Genomic DNA, 873 nt, shown 5'->3' with positions numbered 1-873 from the left:
TGCGGCGGCCCTCGGCGGCCGGCACCGCCCCGCGGCGCCGATCAGCCCGTGAGCCGCCCGTCCCGCGCCACCACCCGGCCCGCGCGGACCACCAGTTCACGCCCCGGCAGGTCGATCACCACCTGCGGCAGGCACTCGCCCGTCACCAGCATGAAGTCGGCGGGCGAGCCCGGCTTCAGGGTGGCGGCCGGCAGGTCCAGCAGTTCGGCGCCGCCGTCGGCCGCCAGGGCGAAGCAGTCGGCCAGCTGCTCGTCGGTGCGGGCGTCGGTGGTCCAGCCGAGCAGGTGGGCGCGGTGCAGCATGTCGGCGTTGCCGTACGGGCTCCACGAGTCGCGCACGCCGTCCGAGCCGAGCCCGACCCGCACCCCGTGCGCCCGCAGCTCACGGAACGGCAGCACCTGGTGGGCCGAGGGCGCCACGGTGGTGAGGCCGACGCCGGACTCGGCCAGCTCGGCCGCGAGGTCGGCGAGCGGGTCGCCGGTCAGCTCGGGGACGCAGAAGGCGTGGCTGACGACCACCCGCCCGGCCAGTTTGGCCGCCCTGGTCCGCGCGGCGATGTCGCGCAGCGGGCCGAGGCCGCGCTCGCCCCGGTCGTGCAGGTGGATGTCGAGGCGCAGTCCGTGCTGCTCGGCCAGACCGAACAGCAGCTCCAGCTGGGCGGGCCCCTCGCCGGCGGAACCCTCGGCCGGGGCGCCGTCGAAGCCCGCCGGGTCGATCCCGCCGATGGCGTCGACCAGCCCGCTCGCCGCCGCCTCCGCGAGCAGCGCGCCCGCTCCGGGAATCCGCCGGACCCCGTGCTGCGGGAAGGCCACCAGCTGGACGTCCAGCACGCCGGCCAGCCGCTCGCGCACCTCGGCGAGCCCGGTCACCCCG

At 77.7% G+C, this 873-nt stretch carries 1 protein-coding gene; it reads right to left on the bottom strand.

Annotation, left to right across the window (positions count from 1 at the left end; genetic code table 11):
- Positions 1-41: 41 nt before the first annotated feature.
- A partial coding sequence (locus KS423_RS46370; protein ID WP_224285645.1) for an amidohydrolase family protein occupies positions 42-873 on the bottom strand: 832 nt, incomplete at its 5' end.

It is taken from the genome of Streptomyces sp. LS1784, assembly GCF_020103755.1.
Taxonomy (GTDB): Bacteria; Actinomycetota; Actinomycetes; order Streptomycetales; family Streptomycetaceae; genus Kitasatospora.
This window is presented reverse-complemented; position numbering and strand designations above follow the sequence as displayed.